Below are 22,903 nucleotides of genomic sequence, written 5' to 3'. Positions count from 1 at the left end.
TTAGTTTAATTGAGGATCATACAACATTGCGGTACAAAGGCAGTTGCACCTGTTTTTACTTTGCAGCACATCATAGTTCACACAGCTTTTGCAGCTATCCCAAAAACGGGGCTCTTGTGCAACTTGCGCATAGGTAACCGGCTCAAAACCCAGTTTGGTGTTCATTTTCATGATAGCCAGGCCCGATGTAATGCTGAATACCTTTGCGGCAGGATACCAGGAGCGGGATAATTCAAAAATTTTGGTTTTAATTTGAGAGGCTACACCATTGTTACGGTGCTTGGGGGATACAATAAGGCCACTGTTGGATACAAATTGCTCATTATCCCAGGCTTCAATGTAGGAGAAACCTACCCATTCGCCATTTTCGGTTACGGCAACGATGGCTTTGCCGTTATCGATCTTTTCTATTACAGAGGCTGCAGACCTTTTGGAGATCCCGGAACCCCTCGCTATCGCAGAACTTTCCATTTCACTAATAATCTGATCGGCGAAGATCACATCAGCGGGAATGGCTGACCTTACAATAATTCGTTCATCTTCCATTGCTTTTGTTTTTAGTTTCAGTTACCAACACTATAATGTTTAATAACTGCGGATACCCTAATGCCAAAAGAATGCCTGTTATGCCAGTCTATCCCTAATTATAGGTTTAGCCTGTGTAAATGAATAATTTATATTTTGAGGCCAGTTAAGCGCACAAAAAAAGCCTATCAAAATGAAAGGCTTTTATTTTCAATTTAAGCGGTTTTAATAATTATAGTACCGGGTGATGATTTGCCGGGCTCAAAGAAACAGCCTCCAGGTAGCCTTCTCCGTTAACTGCAAGTTTGCCTATATCCCCCTTGGTGGCGCTCTTCTTTTTTTTAGGACCGGATAGTGGAACAACAATAATGGCGATAAAAGCTATTACTTTAAGCACGATATAAAATGATGTCATGACGCAATTTTTTAATATAATAAATCAATTGCATCCCACTTAACTATATGCATGCCAAAAATAAATCAGCAGATGTTAATTAGGCCTAACCTATTAAAAAGGGGCAAAAATGTTAAAAAACAGGCCATTGCTTTTTTTAACCCTATCATTTTGAGAGGAGTGCATTATCAAAATGAAAACCAAGGAGATGGGTAGAATATCCTTTGAAGATACAATTGCACATCACACCTCAGCAAGCCTGAATGTGCTGTGAGAGACGCAATTATGCGTCTCTACAGTGCCTCATTAAAATTTAACTCATTGATGGGAACGAGATCCCCTTGATCTTCCTGAATAACTCCACAGCATACAGGTCTGTCATACCTGATACAAAATCCAACACGGTTTGGATTTTTGAATAATCATCCTGTTGTTTGGTCAGGAATTGTTTGGGAATCAATTCTACCAGTTTTTGGTGATACTTGGAACTATTTTGCAAATAGGCCGGAATAAACTCCTCCAAAATACCGCCCATTACCTTATAACCGGCAACCTCTATCTGTACTACCGACGAATAATTATAGATCCTTTTTACAGATAGCTTTGTGATATCTTTCATGATAGAGCGAAAAGGCTCCTCTATCATATCAATCAGCGAATGATTAAAATCACCATCCAAAATGGTTTGTTGTTCCTGGTAAAACAACCTGGAGCAGGCTTGTATCAGCGTATTGATAGACCGGGCACGTAAATAAGCAACTTTAGCATCGGTATCATCAATCTCTTCCAGCCTTACCTTCATTTTAGGATCGTTACATAACGGAAGCATGATATCTTCTACTTCCTGGTATGATAATATTTTTAGGCGATGAGCATCTTCCAGGTCGATAATGTTGTAGCAAATATCATCGGCAGCCTCTACCAGGTACACTAAGGGGTGGCGTTTATAGATCAACGGAGACTCCTGCACCTTGCTCAACTGAAGCTCTGCCGCTATCTTTTCAAAACCGGTTTGCTCCGACTGGAAAAAGCCGTACTTTTTGGTATAAATATTTGTTTTATCGTTACCGGCTACAGAAGCACAGGGGTATTTAGCAATAGCCGCAATAGTAGTATAAGTGAGCGCAAAACTTCCGTATCCTTTGCCAGCATAGGGGTGGGTTAAAATACGCAGCGCATTAGCATTACCTTCAAAATTAACAAGATCGCTCCATTGTTCATCGGTAACACTTTTTTGATAACCCATACCATCGCCATCGGTAAAGTAATGAGATATGGCCGATTCGCCCGAATGCCCAAATGCGGGATTACCGAGATCATGGGCTAAACAAGCCGCAGATACGATGTTACCGATCTCGCTGATGAGTGGCAGGCGGGTATCCAGGTCGGGTTCTTCCTCCTTTAATTTATTATAATATATGCGACCCAATGATTTACCAACGCTGGCTACTTCCAGGCTATGTGTAAGGCGGTTATGAACAAAAATACTCCCCGGCAAAGGGAATACCTGGGTTTTATTTTGCAGCCTCCTGAATGGGGAAGAAAATATAATGCGGTCATAATCTCTTTGAAATTCGGACCTCGCATCAGCCTGGCTCGCTATATATTTATCCTCATATCCCCACCTTTTAGCTGATAATAATGTTTCCCAATTCATAATATGCGATGTATAAAAATCTTCCTTTTTATTGACCGGCAATATTATTCTATAAATTTCAATAAACTAAACAGTATTGAACATTTTATAGTCATAAGTAACAAGGAGTTGTCTTTTGACTTTTAGAGCAAGGAACAAGGATTAACCTCGTTGAGGACTTAGGCCATTCTTGGACAAAAGATGAAGGATACATTTTTCCTCTTTTTGTCTTTTATCTAAAAATCTTTGCTCCTTGCTCCAATCTCCCTTACTCCCTATCCAAAACTATCTTCACTTCCGTCCGCCTGTTTAACTGATGATCAGTCTCGGTGCATTTTACCTGGTTAGCGCATTTATTTACCAGGTTGGTTTCACTATATCCCCTGGCCGTCATCCTTACCGGGGTTATGCCTTTTTTTATAAGATAGGCAAGAGCTGATTTTGCCCTCCGTTGCGATAAGGCAAGGTTATATTGATAAGATGCTCTTGAATCGCAATAAGAGGCTAAGGTTATTTTTAATGCCGGGTATTGCTTTAAAACATCTGCAAGCTTGTCCAATTCCGCTGCAGCATCTGGTCTGATGAATGATTTGTCAAGATCATAGTAGATCATTCTTACAGAAAAATCGGGGCTTGTTGCCGTAGGTACTGGCTTTGGCAGCTCGGTTACAGGCGTTGTGATTACCGTATCCTTTAATCGGGTAAACGCGTAAATATCATCACTACCCTGCCCCTTATCCCGGTTTGATGACAGGTAACCGCTTTGGCCGTCCCGGGTTATAAAATTAAAATCATCGCTTGTGCTGTTGATGGGATATTCTAGGTTTTTGGGAGTATCCCAATCAGCCTTTTGGCCACGGGCCGCATAAATTTCATAGCCCCCCATGCCTGGTAAACCCTTAGAGGCATAATATAAAACGCCAGTTTCATCTATATAAGGAAAACTTTCCTCCTCTTTACTGTTGATGTTTTTACCACAATTCACAGGTTTATCCCATGACCCATCTGCGTTTTTTTCACAATACCACAGGTCTGTTTTACCCACACTTCCGGGCATATCTGAGCTGAAATAGATCAGCTTACCATCCCCGGATAATGCCGCATTACCTATAGAATATTGTTGCACATTATTGTACGGGAGGCTACCCGAAATAACCCAACGGTCATTCTTTTTAACGGCCATCACCAATTGTAGGCGGCGCGTGTAAAGCCTTTGCCCGGTTTTACCTTTCCGCTTATCTATGGGTAAACTTTTGGCCGCTACTTCGGTAGTAAGTGTAATGTAAGCCGTATCGCCTGTATGGTTCAACACCATCGGACCAACATGATAAGCATCCTTAAACTCAGCGCTGTTCCCGGCATCTAATGCCATCTGCCTGGTCTCCTTACTGCTTAAATCGTAGGTGTATAATTTAAACCAGCCATTACCTGTACGGTTATCTGTTTTGTCATCGCCAGTCCCCCGGTCGGATGTAAATATGATACCGTTTTTGCCATCATAGCTGGCTCCCCAGTCAGAAAATGGCGTATTTACATTCCCGGCATTGTTCACCTTGTAAATGGATGCTTTTTTCATCCATACCACAGCCGAATCGCAATCCGCCATTTTTAGGGCCAGCGCGCCGGCATCATCCGTAAAATAAAGTTGGTATTGCTGTTTGGCCTTTTCAAACTGCTGGTTCCTGAGTAATACTTCGGCATAAAAATAATGACTGAGTTTTTCGGCTTTTGGATCAGTTAGGGCCTTAGCGTACCATTCTTCGGCTTCCGGATAATGGTTTATGTAGCGATAACAAGTGGCAATGCGTTCTAATAGTTTCACATCGGGGTTCTTTTTGCCGGCCAATTTCAGGTAAAATTTCAGGCTTTTAAAATACTCATAACGATCAAAAAGCCTATCGGCCTGTTGTTTTATAGATAGTTGCTCTTGCCCGCAAGCTACCTTCGCCAGCAAAACCATAAACATCCCGATCAATATAAACTTCTTCATCTGCTTAAAAATATCGTGGACTAACAACCCTTTGACTCTTACCCGGAAAGCTGATACTCAGCGACAACTCATGCGACCCGCTTTGCGAACCGGCCAGTTTACTCGTAGTAAAATCATAAGAATAACCTACCCTGAAATGATCATTTACATAAAACTGCGCTATAGCAGCCACTGCGTCGGTTTTATTAAGTCCACTTTGCAGGTTGCTTTTATTCCATAAGTTAACCCCGGTACGGTAGGATGCACCCAGCCATACCGCTTTGTTCATTACTACGTAATTGCTTACATCAAGATTGGTAGGGCCTTTAAAATCCTCCTTGACCATGATTGAGGGTTTAAGATCGATAAATTCGTTCAGCGGAATCATGGTGCCGCCGGTTAAATAAACTGTACGCGCTTGTTTATACTGCTGTAAATGATCAACCGCATTGCCCAGTCCCGATAATAAATTAAACACCGATGCACCAAAATAAACCTTTGGCGAATAATAGTATATGCCGAACCGAAAATCGGGCGTTATGTTACTTTGAATACCTGCGGGTACATTGGCATCACCTTCGTCGGCTGCATTAAATTTAGTGCCATCTAAACGGTATTGTATGGCGCCAAAGCCAATACCAAAGCTTAATCGTTTGGTGTCGTCTTCATCAAGCCGTAACCTGTAGGCATAATTTAAATATACCGATGATGTGCTTTCGGGGCCCAACCTGTCAAAAGTTGCTATCAGCCCTAATCCTATATTTTGATTAGTACTGTTTGTTAAACCATCAACCGATACTGTACCCGTTTTGGGCGCATCATTAATACCCACCCATTGTATGCGGCTGCTTAAATTAACCGTCCAATCTTCTTTATACCCTGCATAGGCCGGGTTTACCGCCAAACCATTAAATACATACTGGCTAAACTGTATACTTTGCTGGGCCTGCAATTTTACCGTGAGTAAAACCAAACCGGCTATCAGCATATATAATTTACAGCAGCGCATCATTTAGTAAGTTTTAAAAATACCCAGCCTTTAAGAGGGGTAATTTCGCCAGTATGTTCTTTTCTGTTCAGGATATAATAATAGGTTGCTTGTGCCAGGCCGCTTCCGTTCCAGTCGTTCTTATAATTATCGGCCCGGTAAACTTCATTACCCCAGCGGTTAAAGATGAGCAATTGTGAACCGGGATAACTTTCAAGGCCCCCAATTTTAAAAACATCGTTTTTGCCATCGTTATTTGGGGTGATGATGTTAGGTATATCCAGATCTGAGGAGATAACCTTTAGTACCACCGTATCGGCGCAGCCGCTGGCATTGGTATAAATAAAATGGTACAAGCCTAATTTATTTAAGCCTGTTATGGTACTGGTGGCGTTTGCCGGGTTGGTAATACTGGCAACAAGTGCATCACTACCGGCCTGTGTCCAGCTACCTGTTCCTGTTGCGGCCATTGTAGCCTGGGCGTATTGAAATATGGTTTGATCGGGACCGGCATCAGGGCCAACAACAATATTCACCGTATTAGTTTTAATGTTGTTACACCCTGTACCAGATGGCGATGCATCGCACTCCATAGCCGCATCGGCAGGCGGCGAGGCATCGGGATTGGTAGCGTCAGGATCGGTTACATCTGCCGGGCGTAAAATTGCCGCCGAAACGGTAAGATCACCGCTTGCCATTAACGCCACTTTGCCGGTGATGGTAAATGTACGTACTGCCCCATTTGCCAAATTCACGCTGGCATGATACGCGTTTGATGTGATTACACCACCCGATGTTGCAGAACTACCAGTAGTCGCCACGCTGGTAACTGATAGCCCACTAATATCAGCAGGAAAATTGAAGCTGAACTGCGCGGCGCTAACATCAGATGGCCCGTTATTTTTTACGATTACCTTGTATGTAACCGGCTGGCCCGAGCAAGCGGCTACGGCGGTAATATTTTCAACAGAAAGATCGGCCTCCTGCATCACAAAACTAACCGAAGTATTCACCGGGTTACTTTTGATATAACTCCAGGTATCAATGCATTTGTTATTGCCAAAATCGGCATCATTAAGGGGATTACTGGTAGTGCTACCCCATTTATGGCCGTTTATGGCGCTGCTTAAGCCGGTAAGGTTTTTAATAGGATTTGATGACGTACCCACAACCGTTATAGGCGTATCGTCCCAATAAAGCGAATCATCGGGTGCAAAAGTGCCGTTGGTACGGGTAAGCAGCAGCCCGTTCACATTTCGCTCCACATCAAAAAACGGAAAATGCACTTCCCCGGCCGTGGTAGCAATAGTTATGTTAGCATTATAAGTTGTTGCGCCATTACCTGTTACCTTATTGCCCAATCCATCCAAACCATCCCAATGTACCCGGTTAGTGCCTGTATTAGCCTGGCCGGTTAGTTTCCGGTCGATAGCATCAGTATACAGGCCATTACGGTTAACATCAACAGCAATTGTATAGGTGCCATTGCCGGTGATGTTAAAATTAAAATCGGCCCCTAAAGGGTTGGTACCGGCTTTGCCTATTGTCCCTTCGGCCCCGGTAAAAGTTACATTACTAATTGCCGGCACAGCCGCAGTACGTAAAAGCCAGGTTGTGCCCGCTGCCGGGGTATTGGCCGAAGCCGGCATATCAGCTGCCGGGGTGTTAAAAAATATTTTCTGGGTTATATCTGTTTCCGTATCTGCCGCCCGCGGGTCCTGCACGTTAATGCTGGAACTTAGGCCATTGATACTTTTGTAGGATGCCAAACCGCCGGCATTCCTAAAGCCTTTATTGTTTACAAAAAAGGTAAAACCGTTACCCGCCTGCCCGTTATTGTTAAGTACGTATTGGTAGCCATCCTTGGTAAGCACATGAAATATGCCATTGAACCCTACATTGAATGTACCCAATATGCCCGAAAAAACCTGGGTATAAACCCGACCGCTTATAAAGCCGGTGTTAGCAGCGTTACGTACCGATACATCAAAAGCGGTTATGTACTCGGCAGTAGGCTGCGTCCAATTGGCACTGGCGGGTATAGTGGGCGGGTTACCGGCGAGATCAAAACCAGGGTTTTCGGCGATAAAGTCAATTTCCCAGATTCCCTCCTGCCCTGCCAATGCTGTTTTAATAAACGGTGTATAGCCCCCCGCGTTGGGCAGCGGCCCGGCCACTTCCTGGGCTCGATTTTGGATAAGACCATTGTTTCCTGCTGCCTCACTGGTATATGTTGCACCATCCGGCGCCCTAAGATTGATGGAACCTGAATTAATACCCTGTGTACTTGAACCTGCATAAATACTTTCGCCAACCTTTACATATACCTTCATGGTACCCAAAGTTGGAAAAGGAAAAGAAGCATTGTTTGTTGTATTGCTCGAAAACAGGTAAGCCCGGCTGCCCCCGTTTGAATTGAGCTCTTTACTACCCTCGGCCAGCAAGCCAGTGGGTAATAATAAAAAACCAAGCAAAACTGTAATCACTGTAAAGAAACTACTCATTACAGGTAATCCATAATAATGAAAAGGCTTATAGCTGGTGAGGGGTACGCTTTTCAGCATGCACATTTTTATAAAGCCGTAAGTTATAAAAAGCAGGCGAAATGACGGTAAAAATTTAGGAATGCTCGTTACAAGCAAAAAAAGGTTTTACTGTCCTTAATGACATGCCCTTATTTCCCTTTCAAATCTACTTTCTATATTCCCACATTTGTTAACAATTCATCAAGCCTGAAGCAAACGCTGCTATCTAAATCAAAAAATACGGCCTGTTTCCTTGCCTTTTTCCTAATATTTACTTACCTATTACCTAAAAAACCGTAATTTTATACCATCTTATCACTTCCCGATTTTGGTGGTATTAATTAACAAGTAAAACGTGCATGAATAGTATTCATAATAAAGATATAGGGACAAAACAAAAAGCGCTCGCCATTAACCTTGACCCTAAAATTTATGGCTCATTTGCAGAAATAGGCGCCGGTCAGGATGTGGCTGCCAATTTTTTCAAAGCCGGTGCATCATCAGGCACTATTGCCAAAACCATGTCGGCTTATGATATGACCTTTTCTGATGCTATTTACGGGGTACAACAGGTGCGCCGTTATGTAAGTGAATCGCGCCTGATCTCCATGCTTGACCATGAGTATGGCCTGTTAATTGAACGCCTGGCCGAGCAGCGCGGAGATTCGACAACCTTTTTTGCTTTTTCAGATACGGTTTCGGCACTTAACTACAACAAAACAAATGATGGGCATGGCTGGATGGGTGTACGTTTTCAACTGGAGCCAAACGGACCATTTAATGATGTAGTACTGCACGTAAAATTATTAGATAACGACAATAACCTGCAGCAGCAGGCAGTAGGAATTTTAGGCGTAAACCTCATGTATGCCTGTTTTTACTATAACGATATTCCCCCGGTATTTTTACTTTCATTAATGGATAACCTATCCCGGGATAGGATTCAGATTGATATGATCCGTTTTGAAGGGCCCGACTTTACCAAGGTAGATAACCGCCTGATGAGTTTACACCTGGTAAAATATGGTTTCTCTGATGCGGCTGTATTTGGTCCCAACGGTAAAAACCAGCAACCTTCTGACGTTTTATATAAAAAGCATATTGTGGTAATACGCGGACGTTTCCGCCCTATTATTAACGTCCATTTAGATATGCTTAACACGGGTGTTAAGCAATTTATGCAAGAGCCCGATGTTGATAAGACAAACGTTATGGTAATTACCGAACTAACGTTGCAGTCATTAAAAGAAAGAAACGCCGATTTAACTGCCGAAATTGATGAAAAAGATTTCCTCGACCGTGTAGATATTCTTTGTTCACTTGGGCAAACGGTGTTGATCTCTAATTTCCATGAGTATTATAAACTGGTGGCTTACCTGTCAAAGATCACTAAATTAAAGCTGGGTGTGGTTTTGGGTTATCCAAACCTGGAGTACATTTTTGCGGAAGAGCATTACCAGGATCTTCCGGGTGGTATTTTGGAGTCGTTCGCTACATTGTTCAGTCGCAAAGTAAAACTGTTTATTTATCCTACTTTACGCAATGGGGTGATTTGGAATTGCCTGAAATTTTCGCCGCCACCACATTTAATCGACTTGTACCGTTACCTGATTGCCAATAATAAAATAGAAGATATCAGGCATTACAATGAGAACAACCTGCATGCAGAAACTGATAAAATATTACAACTCATAAAACAAGGTGCAACCGGCTGGGAAGAATTTGTTCCGCCAGAGGTAGCTGCCATGATAAAGGACAAGCGTTTATTTGGTTATGCATCAGAGCCCGAAATTATTAAGGAAGATGTTACGACCAACAATAATGACCCCGAAATTGCCTTAGGTAGCATTTAAATTCAGCTCCAATATTTGATCGATTTACTTATTTAACTTAATAGCTTTTATGCCTGCATATGCAGGCATAACTTGTTTAATAGTACCGTTACTATTAAACAGTTTATCAATGAACACCTCGCAGTTATGACCGTCGGCATCGCCCATGCGTTTTAAAGATTTTTTTAAAAGAACGGGGAAATAAATAATAAGAGGATAACCATTCATGAATAATATGACGGTTATCCTCTTTTATTTCGACCAATCCTACCTCAGGATATTTTACTTTAATAGCGATTTAATTTTATTAAAGATCTCAGTATTATTAAAAGCTCCCCTAAAATCAAGCGAATGCGGGCCATAGGTAAATATAGGTACAGGCGTGCCTGTATGATCGTTAGTACTAAAATCGCCCCAAACGTATCCATTTTTAATGCTGCCATCCAATAGTGTTAAGCCGCCTGTTTCATGATCGGCGGTAACAATAACCAGTGTTTCGCCATCCTCATCGGCAAAACGCAGGGCATCGCCAACTACACGGTCAAAATCACTATTTTCGGTAATTACCTGCTCCAGGTTATTGTTGTGGCCGCCATGGTCAATTTGCGATCCTTCTATCATCATAAAAAAACCATTGGGCGCGTTTTTAAAGGTTTGAGTTACTTTATTAAATGCCAGTGGCAGATAGTTACCTCTGCCCGCCATTTTAGGCTTGGTTACACTATCATCCATCAAAGCGAGAATCTTTGTTGAGGGCGTGGCTAAAAAATCATCAAAATTACGGATGATGGTATAGCCCCTTTGTTTCATTTTATCTATCGGGGTTTCGCCATTTACCTGCTGAGTAAAATCTTTATAGGCCGAACCTAAAAAAATATCAACCGGCGATGAAACTATTTGATTTGCAATAACAGTGGCATTGCTCCTTTCATACTCATGCGCATAAAAGGCAGCAGGAGTTGCATCTGTTAACTCACAAACCACTATATCTGCCGTTTTTTTACCAGCTTCTGCGCTATAATCTGCCAGTGATTTTAATGGCTTGCCGGATGGATCAACGCCAATTGCCCTATCGTTTGTTTTTTGGCCAGAAGCAAAAGCAGTTGCGCCAGCTGCAGAATCTGTTATATAAGCATCGGCCGAATAGGTAATGGAAAAACCAACGTTTAACATCTGGAATATATTCAATTGCCCCCGGTTGGCGGTGTAGGTAGCATATATTTGCGACAGACCCATGCCATCACCTATACATAAGATGATATTTTTAACTTTTTTTACTGCCCCATCTGATTTATAGGTAGGGTGATATATGGCATAGGGTTTAGGAGCAGTATATTCAGATCGTTCTTTTTTATTTAAAAAATCGCCAAGCTCTTCAATCTTATCGGCCCCAATAACATCAACGCCTAAACGCATCATAGCCAGCCAGCTGCTTTTAGTATCGGGCGTTTCATAAAAACGCACCATTTTACCTGCACGGTGTACGCTGTCAATTCCACCCTTTACCCTGCTGATCTCCTCTGGATTTAATACGCCTTTACCGTTCCAGTGCACATACTTGCTCATAGGAAAACTTACCAATCCTATTTTTTTCCACTCATCGGGTGTAAACCCGTCTAAATGGTCAACATCAAATGAAATCCAGGCCGGATAGCCGGGCATTGATGCGGCAGGCGGCACAGCGCCCGTCATCACAATTGAGAGCCGCCCAGGGTGCCCGTCATATGAAAAATACTTTTCGAGCGGTTTAAGCTCTTTGATTACCAGGGGCAATACGGCTTTGTAGTCTTCTTTTATTTCGATAAGTAACCTTAAATGCCTTTGCGCGTCGCGGTTAAGTTTTTCAATTAAGGGATTGATATATAAGATCTTTAAAGAGCGGTTAGCACTGATATCCTTTTTATCATGCGCTACCATCAACTGCCCGTTAACCGCGTAAACATCTGCTTCTATCGAGCCAAAGCCTTTTTCATAAGCCCTGTAAAAAGGGATATTATTTTTGTAATCGTTATGGGAGTGCGCGTCTGCTACGGTATATGCTTTAATTTGAGCGTCGGCCCCCATGCTGATATTCAGCAATAATAATACTGTAAGTGTGAGGATTGTAGTACTGTTTTTCATTTCGGTTTTAAATATAAAAAACCGGGCGATGCCCGGTTTTAGGATTTCAATTCAAATTACCAACCTGCATTTTGTTTCAGCTGGCCCTGGCTTATCTGGATATCTTTAGGCGGAATTGGCCATACATTATCCCTTGACGGGTCAAAGTTTCGCGCTTTCCACACCACCGATCCATTGGCACCGTGTAAGGGTTTTGCGTAAGTTGCCTGCGCATCGCCCCAGCGTACAAGGTCAAAATTACGATCGCTCCACTCACCGGCTAATTCAACACGGCGTTCATGTTTCAAATTTGCCAATGTTGCGCCCGATATGGGCTTTAAACCTGCCCTGGTGCGTACCTGGTTTATGGCGGCATCGGCATTTTTACCCTGCATAATTTGTGCTTCGGCTTTGATCAGTAAAATCTCGGCGTAGCGTAATAAAGGTACATTCAAATCTGTTGATGGCTCATCTCCATTAGGGCTTACATGTATACCACCTGCATAGCTAAAAGGTTCCATGTATTTGTTAAACTGGTAACCGGTTAAGCTATTGCTTTTGCCGCCAATAGGGTAAGTATATGTTTGACCGAAATATTGAAAACTATCGCCATTTTGAAGGATAGTTGCTGGCAACCTTTTATCGCCGGTTTCAAATTCATCAACCAGTTCTTTAGTCGGCTGATAATAACCAAAGCCATTGTATAAACCCCAGCCTTTATTTTCAAGCATGGCTCCCGGTAAAATGCTCTGTCCGTTTAAATTACTGGCTACAGACCATATATATTCTGAACTATAGTTATTAGCTATTTTAAATACATCGGCATAGTTGGCTAACAGGGCATGTTTGCCACTTAAAATAACCGAATCGGCATATTTTTCGGCATTGGGATAATCCTTTGCATGCAGGTATGTTTTGGCAAGATATGCCCAGGCAGCAGTTTTATGGGCCCGGCCATAATCTGATGTGGCAAGCTTATCAAAATAAGGCAATAATGAAGCTGCCTTTTTTAAATCAGCCGCGATATAAGCGTAATTATCCTTAACTGATGCCAGTTGCGCCGGGAATGCAATTGGATTCGCACGGTTTTGAACCGGTGCACCTTGCTTATCAGTACCATATAAATCGGCAATTTCCAGGTGCATTAAGGCGTGTACAAAGTAAGCCTGGCCTAAAATAAAGTTTTTGGCGGCCTGATCCATGGTAATGGCAGGCACATTTGCAATAACATCATTAGCCCTTTTCATTACTACAAAGTGTAATGACCATGGAGCATAAATACTATTTTCATTCCCGGTACAAACAAAGTTTTTAATATTTTCCCTATCGGCAGATGTACGGCCAACTACCATATCATCGCTGGCGTTTATAAACCAGAAGAAACCCCTGCCGTAAAGATCCTCGCTGTTACTTTGTTTTTCATATAAACCGTTTGCTGCCTGCTGTGCATCATTAGCAGTTTTCCAAAAATTGGTACTGGTTGGCGTACCGGTAGGTTTAATATTATCTAAAGTACCTTTTTTACAACTTTGCGCAAGCATAATGACCATTATACCCAGCAAGCTATTTTTAATTATATTTTTAAATTTCATCTCAATTATCTCCTTAAATTCTGATTGAATTACTACTTATAAGCCTACGTTAACACCTACTAAAATGATTCTTGATTGCGGATAAAGACCTAAATCGACACCGTTTTGATTGATGCCAACTTCTGGATCAAGACCTGTGTATTTGGTAAACGTGGCCAGGTTTTGCGCATTGGCAAAAATTCTTGCGCTGCGTATTCCAATTTTGGTGATGAATGCTTTTGGCAAAGTATAACCAAGGGTTACGTTTTTGATACGCATATAAGAGCCATTTTCTACGTAAAAATCAGATACATTACCAAAGTTTCCGTTATTATCGCTTGCAGAAAGTCTTGGTATATTGGTGTTGGTATGTGCTGGGCTCCAGGCGTTCTTAGCATCGGCCAGGAGGTTATAGTTTTGGATAGATGCATTTAAACCGGTGTATTTAACGGCATTAAAAATTTTGTTGCCTAAAATACCTTGTAAAAATATGCTCATATCAAACGGACCATAGTTAAGGTTAGCAGTAAACCCATATGTAAATTTAGGGAACGGGGTACCAAGTATGGTTTTATCGTTTACATTAAGCTTACCATCGTTGTTCAAATCCACAAATTTGATGTCGCCTGGTTTAGCGTTAGGCTGAATAAGTGTACCATCGGCTGCTTTATAGTTATTAACCTCATCCTGGCTTTGAAACAAACCTGCAGTGCGATATCCGTAAAAGGAATATAATGGCGAACCTTTCTGTAAAAGAATAGGCACAAGGTTATCTCGCACTGTTGGATTGCCGGGTATTGTTTGTACGCCAGGTAATATATCAATAATGGTGTTTTTAATGTATGAACCGTTTAGCGCTAAGTTATAATGGAACAGCCCGGCGCTGTTTTGGTATTTAAGACCTAACTCAACCCCTTTATTCTGAATTTTTCCACCGTTTAAAAATGGTGGATTTGATACACCATATACGGCTGCTACCGGTGGCGCAAATAAAAATCTCGTATTGTTTTTTACAAACACATCTCCTGTGATGCTCAACTTATCATTCATCAAACCTAAATCAAACCCAATATCTGTTTGCGTAGCTATTTCCCATTTTAAATTTGGGTTGGCTAAACCATCAATGCCGTAACCGGAAGCAATTGCAGCAGGGCTGCTCAGGTAACCCGACGTTTTGGTTAACGATACGGATGTTGGAAAATCGGGCAAACCGGCGAGATTACCTGATTGACCATAACTTGCCCTTAATTTGGCAAATGACAATAATCCATCAACTGGAAAAAATGATTCTTTACTAACTATCCATCCCGCGGAAATTCCAGGGTAAGTTTCTGAGCGGTATTTTCTGCTTAATTTTGATGTAGCATCCCGGCGGAGAATTCCATTAACAAAATATTTCCCTTTATAATCATAACCTATCCTACCTAAGTAAGAAATAAGCGCCGACTCGGTTAGGTTGCCAATCAATGGAGTGCCTGAGGGACTCAACGTTCCGTTAATAAGATAACGATAAGCGTCATCCTCACTTAAGTAATTATCAGTGTTTACGCCAAAATTGCTGAACTTATCATCCTGGTACGTATACCCTGCCAAAGCCGAAATGTGGTGATTTGTACCAAACGTCCTGTCATAAGTTAAGGTTTGCTCGGCAAGGAGGGTAGTTGCCGTATAACTTTCCTGGTACAGGAAGTTATCAAAAAACTTTTTCCCCGGCTCTAAAACCCTTGTACTAAAATTTTTAACAGTTCCCAGATTTTTGGTAATACCCAGGTTTGAGCGGAATTTTAACCCTTTAAATAAGCTTACTTCAACATACGGGTTGATGGTAAAGCTGTTTATGGCCGTGCTGTTATCCAAACGTTTTAAATAAGCTACAGGATTTATAACATCGCCGTATGAACCGGCATAGGCAACCGGTACGCCACCAAAACTTCCGTCGGCATTATAAATTGAGGCGTTGGGCGGATAAAATATAGCTGTTAAAATTGCACCTGTATAAGCGCTTGACGTATTAGCTCCCTGGCCATTACTGTAAGAGTAAGTCATGCTTTCGCCCATTTTTAACCAGTCTTTTATCTGATGATCAGAATTAACCCTGAAGTTGTAACGAACCGAATTTGTATTTAAAAGGATAGCATCATTTTTACGATAACTACCTGATACGTAAAATGTTGATTTTTCATTTCCTCCGCTTACGTTCAGGCTGTAATCCTGTACATAACCTGTTCTGAAAAGAGCCACAGGCCAGTTAGTTCTTGTTACGCGCGAATCTGGATTAACCGTAGCGTCAAAAGCCGGGAGGCGGGTTTTACCGGCATTATCATATGCCGTATTGATAGCATCTGCATACTCCGCCGCATTTAAAGCCTGCAATATTTTTAGTGAATTTTGCGTACCTCCTTTAACAGAAACATCCAGGTTGGTTTTACCTTGTTTGCCGCGCTTTGTAGTAATTAATACCACACCACCCGCTGCCCTTGCACCGTAAATGGCCGCATATGAATCTTTCAACACATCAATCGACTCAATATCATTAGGATCAATTGGCCCGCCATTATAAACGGTACCATCAACTACGGTTAAAGGCCCTTCACTGTTGAAAGAGCTTTGTCCGCGTAATCGTATGCTTGGCGTCGCGGTGGGATCGCCGCTTTCGTTGATGACTGTAACACCTGCAATTTGCCCCTGCAGCATTTCAGTTACCGAGCCAACAGAACGATCTTTAACGTTTGATACTTTTAGTGAACCTACAGAACCGGTTACATCTGATTTTTTTTGAGTTCCGTAACCTACAACCACTACCGCGTTTAAGCCTGTTACATCGGCAGTTAATGTTACATTAAGCGGGGAATGATCGGCAACAATTTCCTGGCTTTTGTAACCAATAAAAGAAAACACCAGTACCTCGTTGTGCTCAACCGATAATTTAAAATTACCATTTATATCAGTTGAAGTAAAAACCGGTGAATTTTTGCTGCGGATGGCTACACCTGCAAGGGGGCCATCTTTATCAGATACAGTACCGGTTATTACAATCTTATCCGGCGCACGCACAACTTTTTTACGTGATATAATAATGGTAGCGTACTTTTCCCTGTACTCCAATTGGGTGTTGGCTATTAAAGCATTAAGTACCTCTTTTAATGGCTTATTGATAAATGTGCCCGCCTTTACTTTTACTAAGGTTACATCATCTAATTTGTAATTAAAGGCAACGGTGGCTAATGCCTTTTTTAATTTTTCAAGTGAAGCATCCATTGTTTCATCGGCAAACTTTACGGTTACCGGCTGATCAACCAGGGATGCTTTACGCTCGGCCAGGGCTTGCCCTGGCAGCAATGAAGTGAAAATTGTTAAGAGCAATAAAATTGCGGTCATTAACTTTCTTGAAATCCGGGTTAAAGTTTTTTCCATACATTTGTTTTTAAAGTGATTAGTAACGGCCGACTTGCTTTTAATTTTGGCAGTTACACTTAATTAGCCAGTGCTTGTTAGTAGCAGGCATTGGTTTCTCTTTTATATATTATTTTATATTTACTATATCGCCCCGCAGCCTGTATTTTCTGCCATCAATTAGCTGCAGTATATCCAGCACCTGGTTTATACTTAATTTATTTGAAAACCTTACCGAATAATGTTGCTTGCTTAGCTTTTTGCCGGTGTATTTAAAATTCACATTGTACCTGTTTTGCAGGTAAACAACTACCTCTTTAAATTCCACATTATCTAAAATAAGTTCGTCATGCATCCAGCTAAGCGAATGATCGCCGGTAATTAATTGTCTTGAAAAGCTTTGATTTTGTTTATTATAGGTTACCTGTTGCTGTGAGGTGTACATACCAAAAGTATGCTGCTGATCATGCACCTCAACTTTACCACTTTTAACAAATACCTTTATATCGGGTAGTTCGCTGTAAAATTCAATATTGAATGAAGTACCCAAAACCTGGGTAATAACTTTGCCTGTATGTACCAGGAAAGGTTTTAAGGCATCATGTTTTACTTCAAAAAAAGCCTCGCCATTTAGTAGTGTTACATCTCTCCTGGTTTCGCTGAATTTAACCGGGCACCTGATGGAGCTACCTGCGTTTAATTGAACAAGGGTATTATCGGGCAATAAAACCTGTTTCATTTGCCCTTTGGGTGCGGTAATAACCTGGTACGCTATAACATCATTGGCTTTGTGGTTAATAAATATCCTGGAACCGAAAATACCTGCGAAAAGAGCGATCAATACAACTGCCGCAACTTTTAACCAGGTAGTGTTTAATTTTTTAACTGTGCCTTTGGCAATGGTTTGTCTTTCTATTTTATTCCAAAGGGATTGTTTTAACTCAGTTACAGGTGACTCTATTTGTGTATCCTGGTTAAACTCCTGCATCAGCGTTTGTAGTAACGCTAATTCTTCAGCCGAGCATTTGCCTGCATTAAATTTATCAAGTAGTTGTTTTATTTCCTTTTCTTTCACTTAAAAGCCTTTATACTTATCAAGTGACAGGTAAAGGCAATGTGTACTATAAGAAATTAAAAAAAAATATCAGGAGCAAAAATTCGCGGAAGTTATCGAGAGGAATAACGTTATAATAATGATGTACTATTTTTTTAAGCCGCCCCAATGCACTGCTGATCTGGTTGCGGACCGTTTGATGAGAAATACCTAACTCTGTTGCTATTTGCTGCCCGTTCATGTCCCGCTCCCGACTGCACAAATAAACCTGCCTCATCTTTTCGGGCATATCGGCAATTTCACGGTTTATTAAAAAACTCAGTTCGGCAAAGGATAGTTTTTGAGCCGTGCTATCTTCAGCTATCCCGGGTAATTCAATAATATCATTTAAAGATTGTGGCTGCAAGCTCTGCTTTTTATACCATTTATAAGTCATGTAATTAATAGAAACCATTAGGTAGGCTTCCAATGCTCCATTAACCTGTATGGTATAGCGGTTCTTCCAAACAGAAAGAAATAGTTCCTGTACCATATCCATAGCCTCATCCTCGTTTTGAATTTTTTTGAGGGCAAAAGCTATTAATTTATCGGCATAACGTTCATAAATTTCTTTGAATGCGCGGTGATCGCCACTTTGTAATTCCAATAAAAGCTGATCATCGGGGTATTGCTTCACAAAACTTATTTTATAGGGCCAAAGTAACGGTATAGATGTTAAGGTAAATTTAAGTAGGTATTAATGCTTCAGAAAATATGAAAAAAACTTTTTTTTATAAACAAACCGCACAGGTTAACAAAAATGATACAATTCATTTCAGGTTCATTTTCTGTACTGGTTTATTTTATAAGGCTATAATTGCCGGGCAAATTATTAAAAATAAATGAATCGGCTGCAACTGTTCAATCAAGATTATATATTTCACAAAACTCCTTATCCGAAGCATCAATATACATATATAAACAATAGCAAATCAATAACTTACAAATACAACATATTTAAAAAATGCTAAAAAGTTTATTGCTTTTTAAAGGTTTTTATATGTGAAAAGCTTAAGGCTAAAATGCAAAATCAATATCAAAAAACAATATAATTTTTTAACACTTCTGTACTATCAATCTGTTTTCTGCCGGGTTACTTTATAAGCGTTGCGGCACAGCCTAATACTTTAACCATTTTTAACTATTATAAGTTTGGTGTTTTGAGTTTGCTTTCTTTACTTTATAAACGTAATGTTAGCATTGTTATTCACATCCAAAACATATAAGCTATCGCTTATATGCCTTTTTATTTTCTTTTTACCTGCGGCGCTTTCCGCACAAAATCTTTTTCTGGAAAAAATAGATTTATGCAGTGCCGAAAACTATTGTATGGATTGCGGCAGCCCGAGAGCAACCTGTTCGCAGTTTACACTTAATCAACTATGCGATAGAATAAACCGCAAATACCAGTTTAAGGATGCCGCCGGTTCAATCACGTTCCAGGTTTTGGTTGAGCCTTCGGGTTTTAGCTGCGTATTGAGCCATACTGATGTTACCAACAGCCCCTTAACTGCTGATTTGATCAGGGCGCTGAATGGTAGTATATGGAAACCAGCTATCGAAAACGGCCAACGTGTTTCTGCATCGGTGAATGTGATTTTCCGGATAGCTAATGGCAGAATATCCAGCCAGATGCTAAGAATGGACCTTGCCCAGTTAAAGCCCCCCGGCGACCCGGTGATTTATAATAAAAGTACTGTTTACGATAATCCATCTTTAAAAAACTATGAATTTACAACGTGGACAAAGTATAATTCGCCACTGCCGGATAACATAGGTCAATCTTGCGCGATTGATGCCACTGATGTTTTGTGGTATGCCACAGCCCACGGGCTAACCCGCTTTGATGGAACAACCTTTAACCCGGTTAGTGAATATAACTCGCCGTTTACCTCTGAAACTGCCGTGCAGGATGTTACGGTAGACAAAGACGACAACAAATGGGTTTATATTGCCAATGGGATATACAAGTATACCGACGCCGGCTGGCAGGTTTATGATTTTAAAAAGTTTATAAAATCAAACGTTACCCACATTTTAAAAAGCCGCAATGGCGAACTTCTATTCACCACCAAAGATGGTATGGTAGTGGTAAGGAAAGATAAGGTTGTGGTATTGAATAAAAAAACCATACCGCTGCTGCCCTCAAGCAATGTTTATTACGCCTATGTTGATAGCCGGAAACGTTTATGGATAGGTACTTCAAAAGGTAGTATCATGATTGAGAATGACCGTTTGCCAAATACATTTAACACATCAGATACTCCGTTGAAAAACGCATGCATTTCTGGTGTAACAGAAGATGAAAAGGGTAATCTTTATTTCTCCCTTATCGATGATAATAAAACGACCGACGACGATGATAATGAAGGCATAGCTGTACTGAAAGCCGATGGCACCTGGCTGCATTATAATGATAAAAACTCGGGCATGCCATCAAACCATGTTACAAATTTACTGTATGATAAGTTTGAACATGTTTTGTGGATAGGTACAGATCAGTCTGGCCTGGTAAGGTTTGATTTAAATACCGGCTGGGAAAACTATCACAACAACAATTCATCGGCACCCGGTCATACAATTTACCAATTGGTACAGGATTCAAAAGGCGTTATTTATGCAACCACAGCCAACGGTCTGCTAAGAATCAGGAAGAAATAGAGAATTTAATTAAATTTTGAAGTTGATATGGAACTCTGCCAATAATTAAAAACAATAAATAGCCAAAAAGCATCTATCTTTGGGCTCAAATTTTTATAATTATATTTCCATGGCAAAGGCATCTGAAATTAAAGTAGGAAACATTTTACGTTACAACGGCGAACTGGTAACAGTTACGGAAGTTCTGCACCGGACCCCAGGTAAAGGTGGAGCTTTCTATTTAGATAAATTTCGGAACATTAAAACCGGGAAAATTGTGGAAGCCCGCTTAGCTACTGACGAGCAGGTTGAAATTTGCCGTGTGGAAACTAATGATTTCCAATACCTGTATGAAGAAGGCGATTTTATGGTGATCATGGATAATGTTACCTATGATCAATTCAATATACCTAAAGCACTATTTGGTCCGGCGGTGAAATTCCTAAAAGAAGGAATGAACGTGATAGTTTCTTTTGAAAGTGAAGAACCTATTATGGCCCAGGCACCTAACAATGTTGAATTAGAAATTACCTATGCCGAGCCGGCTGTTAAAGGCGACACCTCTTCTGGCGCTATGAAATATGCTACTACAGAAAATGGTGTTGAAATAAAAGTTCCACTTTTTGTGAATCAGGGAGATAAAGTAAAAGTAGATACCCGTACAGGTGAATACCTTGAGCGTGTTAAATAAGTTTACATAAACGATATACCGAGCGGCTTATAGCAATATAAGCCGCTTTTTTATTGAAGTCTTTCTTTAAAGGTTACTATCAACGGTTAATCGATCCGTCAACCAAATTTCAACAGGGCTTTAACGACACTTTTTGCCCATTGGACGATTTATAGCTATGATTATTATAAAGGCGCGATAATTTTACATCATCAAATTCAGAGAACAAATTAAAACTCAGAAAAGATGGAAACACAAAAACCTATATCAGCAATTCCGGCTTCGTTGAAAAGCTTTGCGTTGAGCAAAGACCTATACTCGTCAATTCACGAAACAACCGGAGATCTCCATATTGTCAATAAGCAATCTTTAAAAACAGGATGGGTTGCTGTTCACGGGCTGCTGCTTTCAGCTTATATCAATTCCATATATCTGCTGCACCTATTTTACAGGTAAAACATCATCAATACCATCGTTAAAAGTAAACCCTTCGCCAATCAATGATATATCGTGAGGGCTTAAAGCAACGATACACAAGTAAAAAACTAAATATCAGTCGGTTAACTAATTGGCCCTTTTATTGAAATCTCAGCCACATCAATTAATCATAAAAAAACATATCATGGAAGACAACCAAGTTTTATCCCACATCAAAAACCTAACGGTAACCGAAGAAGAACTTTACGGGAAAGAAAACCTGACGGACGAAGACATCAAACAACTGCACAAAATACAGCTCGACCTGGAACAATGCTGGGATTTTTTGAGACAGCGCCGTGCACTGCGCAATGCAGGTGATAATCCTGACGATGCGGAAATAAGGGATGCGGAAACTATTAAAAATTACAAGCGTTAAGCGCCGCAATTTGCTTTTTCACTAAATGCCAATATGAGGCCCAACCTGCCTGTTAATAATTATTCGGTGTTTGGGGTACTATTAGAGTGTTTCTGTTTTGCTTTTTAAACTCTAATTTAGATATCGTGAATGAAGCCATCAACAACATCCTTTTCGCGGCATCGGCAGCACGTTAAATCATACCATCATTTACTTATTGAATTTTTTAATTAATCAACATAAAACTAAAATTAAAATGGAACCAAAAATCGGAATATCTAAGGACAATTTAGCTAAAGTAGCGCATGCCTTAAACGTTATCCTGGCGGATGAGTACTTACTGTATACAAAAACAAGAAATGCACATTGGAATGTTGAAGGTCCGGATTTCCATAGCAAACACCTGTTTTTTGAAGCTCAGTATGAGCAACTGGACGAAATTATGGATGGTGTTGCAGAACGGATCAGATCGCTTGGTCATTACGCACCGGCCACGCTTAAACTCTTTTTAGAGCTGACTCATATTTCAGAAACTTTGCACGAAAAAAATGATGGCACCGGTTTTATTACAGAGCTTTTAACCGACCATGAAAGTTTGATCATCCACCTGCGTGAAAACATCAACTACTTTGCCAATGAACTAAAAGACCTTGGAACCAGCGATTATGTAACCGGCCTAATGGAAACTCATGAAAAAATGGCCTGGATGCTGAGGTCGCATTTAAGATAACC

The 22,903-nt window shown here is 40.8% G+C and carries 18 protein-coding genes; 6 read left to right on the top strand and 12 right to left on the bottom strand.

What is annotated here, in order from left to right:
* The 6 genes from AC1DYB_RS13040 to AC1DYB_RS13015 all read right to left on the bottom strand — a co-directional run bounded on the left by AC1DYB_RS13040 (window position 1) and on the right by AC1DYB_RS13015 (window position 8,076).
* Complete coding sequence (locus AC1DYB_RS13040; RefSeq protein WP_477435473.1) at window positions 1–546, bottom strand: GNAT family N-acetyltransferase; 546 nt, start codon at window positions 544–546, stop codon at window positions 1–3.
* A gap of 211 nt (window positions 547–757) precedes the next feature.
* Complete coding sequence (locus AC1DYB_RS13035) at window positions 758–940, bottom strand: hypothetical protein (protein WP_477435471.1); 183 nt, start codon at window positions 938–940, stop codon at window positions 758–760.
* Window positions 941–1,232: 292 nt separating this feature from the next.
* Window positions 1,233–2,576: a deoxyguanosinetriphosphate triphosphohydrolase gene (locus tag AC1DYB_RS13030; RefSeq protein ID WP_477435469.1), complete on the bottom strand. Its 1,344-nt coding sequence runs from the start codon at window positions 2,574–2,576 to the stop codon at window positions 1,233–1,235.
* Window positions 2,577–2,823: 247 nt separating this feature from the next.
* Window positions 2,824–4,545: an OmpA family protein gene (locus AC1DYB_RS13025; protein ID WP_477435467.1), complete on the bottom strand. Its 1,722-nt coding sequence runs from the start codon at window positions 4,543–4,545 to the stop codon at window positions 2,824–2,826.
* Window positions 4,546–4,549: 4 nt separating this feature from the next.
* A complete protein-coding gene (locus tag AC1DYB_RS13020) occupies window positions 4,550–5,536 on the bottom strand; it encodes a PorP/SprF family type IX secretion system membrane protein (protein ID WP_477435465.1) in 987 nt (328 codons plus the stop codon).
* On the bottom strand, window positions 5,533–8,076 hold the full coding sequence (locus AC1DYB_RS13015; RefSeq protein ID WP_477435463.1) for a T9SS type B sorting domain-containing protein: 2,544 nt from the start codon (window positions 8,074–8,076) through the stop codon (window positions 5,533–5,535). The genes AC1DYB_RS13020 and AC1DYB_RS13015 overlap by 4 nt, the downstream gene beginning before the upstream one ends.
* A gap of 320 nt (window positions 8,077–8,396) precedes the next feature.
* Between AC1DYB_RS13015 and AC1DYB_RS13010 the strand changes: the two genes are divergently transcribed.
* Window positions 8,397–9,890, top strand: coding sequence for a TonB-dependent receptor (locus tag AC1DYB_RS13010; protein ID WP_477435461.1), 1,494 nt, complete (start codon window positions 8,397–8,399; stop codon window positions 9,888–9,890).
* A gap of 24 nt (window positions 9,891–9,914) precedes the next feature.
* Here AC1DYB_RS13010 and AC1DYB_RS13005 read toward each other — a convergent pair whose 3' ends face one another.
* The 6 genes from AC1DYB_RS13005 to AC1DYB_RS12980 form a co-directional block, all read right to left on the bottom strand.
* Complete coding sequence (locus tag AC1DYB_RS13005) at window positions 9,915–10,097, bottom strand: hypothetical protein (protein ID WP_477435458.1); 183 nt, start codon at window positions 10,095–10,097, stop codon at window positions 9,915–9,917.
* A 54-nt stretch (window positions 10,098–10,151) separates the two neighbouring features.
* Window positions 10,152–11,990, bottom strand: coding sequence for an alkaline phosphatase (locus AC1DYB_RS13000; protein WP_477435456.1), 1,839 nt, complete (start codon window positions 11,988–11,990; stop codon window positions 10,152–10,154).
* Window positions 11,991–12,046: 56 nt separating this feature from the next.
* Complete coding sequence (locus tag AC1DYB_RS12995) at window positions 12,047–13,561, bottom strand: RagB/SusD family nutrient uptake outer membrane protein (RefSeq protein ID WP_477435454.1); 1,515 nt, start codon at window positions 13,559–13,561, stop codon at window positions 12,047–12,049.
* A 36-nt stretch (window positions 13,562–13,597) separates the two neighbouring features.
* Complete coding sequence (locus tag AC1DYB_RS12990) at window positions 13,598–16,954, bottom strand: SusC/RagA family TonB-linked outer membrane protein (protein WP_477435452.1); 3,357 nt, start codon at window positions 16,952–16,954, stop codon at window positions 13,598–13,600.
* Between the two features lie 109 nt (window positions 16,955–17,063).
* Window positions 17,064–18,008 carry a FecR family protein gene (locus AC1DYB_RS12985; RefSeq protein WP_477435449.1) on the bottom strand — a complete coding sequence of 315 codons (945 nt, stop codon included), beginning with the start codon at window positions 18,006–18,008 and terminating at the stop codon, window positions 17,064–17,066.
* A gap of 46 nt (window positions 18,009–18,054) precedes the next feature.
* On the bottom strand, window positions 18,055–18,663 hold the full coding sequence (locus AC1DYB_RS12980; protein WP_477435447.1) for an RNA polymerase sigma factor: 609 nt from the start codon (window positions 18,661–18,663) through the stop codon (window positions 18,055–18,057).
* 554 nt (window positions 18,664–19,217) lie between these two features.
* Between AC1DYB_RS12980 and AC1DYB_RS12975 the strand changes: the two genes are divergently transcribed.
* The 5 genes from AC1DYB_RS12975 to AC1DYB_RS12955 all read left to right on the top strand — a co-directional run bounded on the left by AC1DYB_RS12975 (window position 19,218) and on the right by AC1DYB_RS12955 (window position 22,901).
* A complete protein-coding gene (locus AC1DYB_RS12975; RefSeq protein ID WP_477394096.1) occupies window positions 19,218–20,687 on the top strand; it encodes a ligand-binding sensor domain-containing protein in 1,470 nt (489 codons plus the stop codon).
* 109 nt (window positions 20,688–20,796) lie between these two features.
* The gene (gene efp / locus AC1DYB_RS12970) at window positions 20,797–21,357 is read left to right on the top strand and encodes an elongation factor P (protein WP_295721565.1); all 561 of its coding nucleotides are present in this window, start codon (window positions 20,797–20,799) and stop codon (window positions 21,355–21,357) included.
* A 225-nt stretch (window positions 21,358–21,582) separates the two neighbouring features.
* A complete protein-coding gene (locus AC1DYB_RS12965; RefSeq protein ID WP_477435445.1) occupies window positions 21,583–21,792 on the top strand; it encodes a hypothetical protein in 210 nt (69 codons plus the stop codon).
* Window positions 21,793–21,958: 166 nt separating this feature from the next.
* Window positions 21,959–22,192 (top strand): DUF2630 family protein, encoded by a 234-nt coding sequence (locus AC1DYB_RS12960; protein ID WP_295721561.1) that lies wholly within the window; start codon window positions 21,959–21,961, stop codon window positions 22,190–22,192.
* A gap of 235 nt (window positions 22,193–22,427) precedes the next feature.
* The gene (locus tag AC1DYB_RS12955; RefSeq protein WP_477394090.1) at window positions 22,428–22,901 is read left to right on the top strand and encodes a Dps family protein; all 474 of its coding nucleotides are present in this window, start codon (window positions 22,428–22,430) and stop codon (window positions 22,899–22,901) included.
* The last annotated feature ends 2 nt before the right edge of the window (window positions 22,902–22,903 follow it).

The organism is Mucilaginibacter sp. P2_A4, from assembly GCF_056405015.1.
The sequence above is the reverse complement of the archived record's forward strand: the minus strand, read 5'-3'. Positions and strand labels throughout refer to the sequence as shown.

What these genes read in the sequence shown, in the direction of transcription:
- AC1DYB_RS13040 (WP_477435473.1), bottom strand. Translation starts at nt 546, where the DNA reads ATGGAAGATGAACGAATTATTGTAAGGTCAGCCATTCCCGCTGATGTG.
- AC1DYB_RS13035 (WP_477435471.1), bottom strand. Translation starts at nt 940, where the DNA reads ATGACATCATTTTATATCGTGCTTAAAGTAATAGCTTTTATCGCCATT.
- AC1DYB_RS13030 (WP_477435469.1), bottom strand. Translation starts at nt 2,576, where the DNA reads ATGAATTGGGAAACATTATTATCAGCTAAAAGGTGGGGATATGAGGAT.
- AC1DYB_RS13025 (WP_477435467.1), bottom strand. Translation starts at nt 4,545, where the DNA reads ATGAAGAAGTTTATATTGATCGGGATGTTTATGGTTTTGCTGGCGAAG.
- AC1DYB_RS13020 (WP_477435465.1), bottom strand. Translation starts at nt 5,536, where the DNA reads ATGATGCGCTGCTGTAAATTATATATGCTGATAGCCGGTTTGGTTTTA.
- AC1DYB_RS13015 (WP_477435463.1), bottom strand. Translation starts at nt 8,076, where the DNA reads ATGCTGAAAAGCGTACCCCTCACCAGCTATAAGCCTTTTCATTATTAT.
- AC1DYB_RS13010 (WP_477435461.1), top strand. Translation starts at nt 8,397, where the DNA reads ATGAATAGTATTCATAATAAAGATATAGGGACAAAACAAAAAGCGCTC.
- AC1DYB_RS13005 (WP_477435458.1), bottom strand. Translation starts at nt 10,097, where the DNA reads ATGAATGGTTATCCTCTTATTATTTATTTCCCCGTTCTTTTAAAAAAA.
- AC1DYB_RS13000 (WP_477435456.1), bottom strand. Translation starts at nt 11,990, where the DNA reads ATGAAAAACAGTACTACAATCCTCACACTTACAGTATTATTATTGCTG.
- AC1DYB_RS12995 (WP_477435454.1), bottom strand. Translation starts at nt 13,561, where the DNA reads ATGAAATTTAAAAATATAATTAAAAATAGCTTGCTGGGTATAATGGTC.
- AC1DYB_RS12990 (WP_477435452.1), bottom strand. Translation starts at nt 16,954, where the DNA reads ATGGAAAAAACTTTAACCCGGATTTCAAGAAAGTTAATGACCGCAATT.
- AC1DYB_RS12975 (WP_477394096.1), top strand. Translation starts at nt 19,218, where the DNA reads ATGTTAGCATTGTTATTCACATCCAAAACATATAAGCTATCGCTTATA.
- efp (WP_295721565.1), top strand. Translation starts at nt 20,797, where the DNA reads ATGGCAAAGGCATCTGAAATTAAAGTAGGAAACATTTTACGTTACAAC.
- AC1DYB_RS12965 (WP_477435445.1), top strand. Translation starts at nt 21,583, where the DNA reads ATGGAAACACAAAAACCTATATCAGCAATTCCGGCTTCGTTGAAAAGC.
- AC1DYB_RS12960 (WP_295721561.1), top strand. Translation starts at nt 21,959, where the DNA reads ATGGAAGACAACCAAGTTTTATCCCACATCAAAAACCTAACGGTAACC.
- AC1DYB_RS12955 (WP_477394090.1), top strand. Translation starts at nt 22,428, where the DNA reads ATGGAACCAAAAATCGGAATATCTAAGGACAATTTAGCTAAAGTAGCG.